We start from the raw sequence: 2555 nt of genomic DNA, 5'->3' as shown, positions 1-2555 counted from the left end.
AGTTCGTCGAACCGACGCTTATCGACGACGCGCCCGCGCTCGAAGACGGCGATTCGGTCGTCTTCTTCAACTTCCGCGCGGACCGCGCACGCCAACTCGTCCGGATGCTCTGCGACATCGAACCCGAATGGGAGTTCGAGACGACCCCGCCGGAGATTCTCATGACGACGATGACGCAGTACGACAAGACGTTCGACGTGTCAGTCGCCTTCCCGCCGGAGCAGCCCGAAGACACGCTCGGAGAGGTCCTCGCGGAAGAGGGGATGACGCAGATGCGCATGGCCGAATCCGAGAAGTACCCCCACGTCACGTACTTCCTCAACGGCGGCCGCGAGGTCGAATTCGACGGCGAAATCAGACAAATCGTCGAGAGTCCGGACGTACCGACCTACGACCTCCAACCCGAGATGTCCGCCGAGGAACTCACCGACACGGCCATCGACACCATCGAGTCCGACGACCCGAACGTGATGGTCCTCAACTACGCGAACCCCGACATGGTCGGCCACACCGGCGACTACGAGGCTGCTATCGAGGCCGTCGAAGCGGTCGACGAACAACTCGGCCGACTCGTCGAGACCGTCCGCGACCACGGCGGCCACGTCTGCATCACCGCCGACCACGGCAACGCCGACGACATGGGCACGGAAGACGCCCCCCACACGGCACACACGTTCAACCCGGTCCCGTTCGTCTACCTCGCGGCCGAGGACGCGGAGGAAAATGCAGGTGCGTCCGGTGAAACTACCGACAACGAAACCCAGAAGGACACCGACGAGGCGGACGCGGACCGACCGCTTTCCGGTGGTCGAACCGTCCGCGACGGCGGCTCACTCTGTGACATCGCGCCGACGCTCCTCGAACTCGTCACGGTCGACCAACCGACCGCAATGACCGGCGAGTCGCTGCTCGAATAGGGAGTCACTGCTCGAATAGGGAGTCACTGCTCGAATAGGCGAGTCGCTTTCGGATTACACTCTCCTGTTCGAACCGCACTCTCCGCTGTAGAACGGCACACTTTCTCCGACTACGCTTCGGTTCCCACCCGATACCGGCGGTAGACTGTCGGGACCAAGAGTGCAACTCCCGCGACCGCCGCGAGCGCGATAAACTCCGGACGAACGATTGCCCCGAACGACTCAGTCGTGAGGGTCTCGACGGACGCACCGGCGACGACGCCCCCGATGGCCCACGGAAGTTCACCGACCGCAGTGCCGAGAGGGAACGCGGCGAGACTGACGTTCGATACGCCCGCCGCAACTGACACCACGTCGGACGGAATCGGAAGCAGCCGGCTCGCCGTCACACCTCTGACAGAACCGGTGACAGCGATAGTTCGTTCGCCCATATCGGCCAGTCTGGTCGACCCGCGGTAGCGGCGCGCGAAGAGATACGGCGGGATACTCGTGAGAACGATGAGCGTGAGTGCAAACGGAAGCCCCATGGGGCCGAGTCCGTAGCCGACGATGAGCGCGAGGAGCGTCGTCGGCCACGCAAGCAGCGGGCGAACGAGCGCGAGTGCGCTCACAACGACGACGAGTCGAACCGGGTCTGCGGCGACCCACGTCGCGCGGGAGATAACTGTCTCCGGGGAGGCGAGGAGGACACCGACGAGGACGGCGGCCAGTGCGAGACCGGCGACGAGACGCGAACGGGACACGATGGCTCTGCACTGGGTCGTCGCGCCGCGACCAAACGCTTTGTGCTTCGGAGGGCTTTAGCCCGATGCCGCTCGATTGCCTCCTAATTCGTGACGGAACCGGAACACTCGCGCGAAGAACGCGTGGAACTCGCACTCGACCTGCTCGCCCACCTCGAAGCGGACGAGCTTTCGCTTTCGGAGGTCGTCGACCGCATCGAAACGGTCACGACCGACCCGACGCTCACACGAGACATTCTCGATACTGCGGAACTTCGCGGCATCATCGAGCGAGACGGCGGGCGCATCCGACATCAGCGCGGCGGGACGTTCGTCCGCTTCGAGAGTCAGGTCGTCCAACGCGAGGGCGACTTCGACTGTCGCCGTTGCGGGGCGTCAATTTCGACAGGTCACTTCGTTCGCTTCGAATCCGGAGAACTCGGGCCGTTCGGCTCGTCGTGTATCAGAAAAGTGCTCGGGCGAGAGTAATCGAATCTAACTCTACCGAGTCAAGCCCTTCCAACTCAGGCCTTATCGACCGCGGCGCAGTTCGTTGATGAGTTGTTCGATGAGTTCTTGCTGGTAGTGGAGTTGTTCGTTCTGTGCCTCGACGACCTCGCGGAGCGATTCGATTTCGGCGGCGAGGTCGGCCTGGTTTCCGTCCGATTCCGTGGCTGACTCGAAGCCCGACCCCTCGAACCCGAGGTCAGATGCGTCGGCAACGTTGTCCGGTTCAGACGTGACTGACTGCGTCTCAGACACGGAACCGGCTGTCGACGCCGCTTCAACGGGTTGGCGGTTGGGTGATTCAGTTGGCTCGTCGTTTTCCGTTCGGGTGGCGTTGGCGGGCTCGTCGGATAGCTCGCCGGGGTTCGCACTCAGCGGGTCAGGACCCGCGCCGAAGTCCGTGTTGTCC

Annotated in this window: 3 protein-coding genes and 1 pseudogene; 2 read left to right on the top strand and 2 right to left on the bottom strand. The window is 63.4% G+C overall.

What is annotated here, in order from left to right:
* A partial coding sequence (gene gpmI / locus QT222_RS02610) for a 2,3-bisphosphoglycerate-independent phosphoglycerate mutase (RefSeq protein WP_491476209.1) occupies positions 1 to 917 on the top strand: 917 nt, incomplete at its 5' end.
* A gap of 110 nt (positions 918 to 1027) precedes the next feature.
* Here gpmI and QT222_RS02605 read toward each other — a convergent pair.
* Positions 1028 to 1660 carry a TVP38/TMEM64 family protein gene (locus tag QT222_RS02605; protein ID WP_491476208.1) on the bottom strand — a complete coding sequence of 211 codons (633 nt, stop codon included), beginning with the start codon at positions 1658 to 1660 and terminating at the stop codon, positions 1028 to 1030.
* Positions 1661 to 1750: 90 nt separating this feature from the next.
* Between QT222_RS02605 and QT222_RS02600 the strand changes: the two genes are divergently transcribed.
* A complete protein-coding gene (locus tag QT222_RS02600) occupies positions 1751 to 2128 on the top strand; it encodes a DUF5830 family protein (protein WP_004059984.1) in 378 nt (125 codons plus the stop codon).
* 42 nt (positions 2129 to 2170) lie between these two features.
* Here the strand turns inward: QT222_RS02600 and QT222_RS02595 are convergent.
* A pseudogene (locus tag QT222_RS02595) lies at positions 2171 to 2555 on the bottom strand (DUF7115 domain-containing protein); the annotation flags it as partial.

The organism is Haloferax sp. s1 (genome assembly GCF_058382125.1).
Note: the sequence above shows the minus strand (reverse complement) of the source record. Positions and strands in the feature narration are given on the sequence as shown.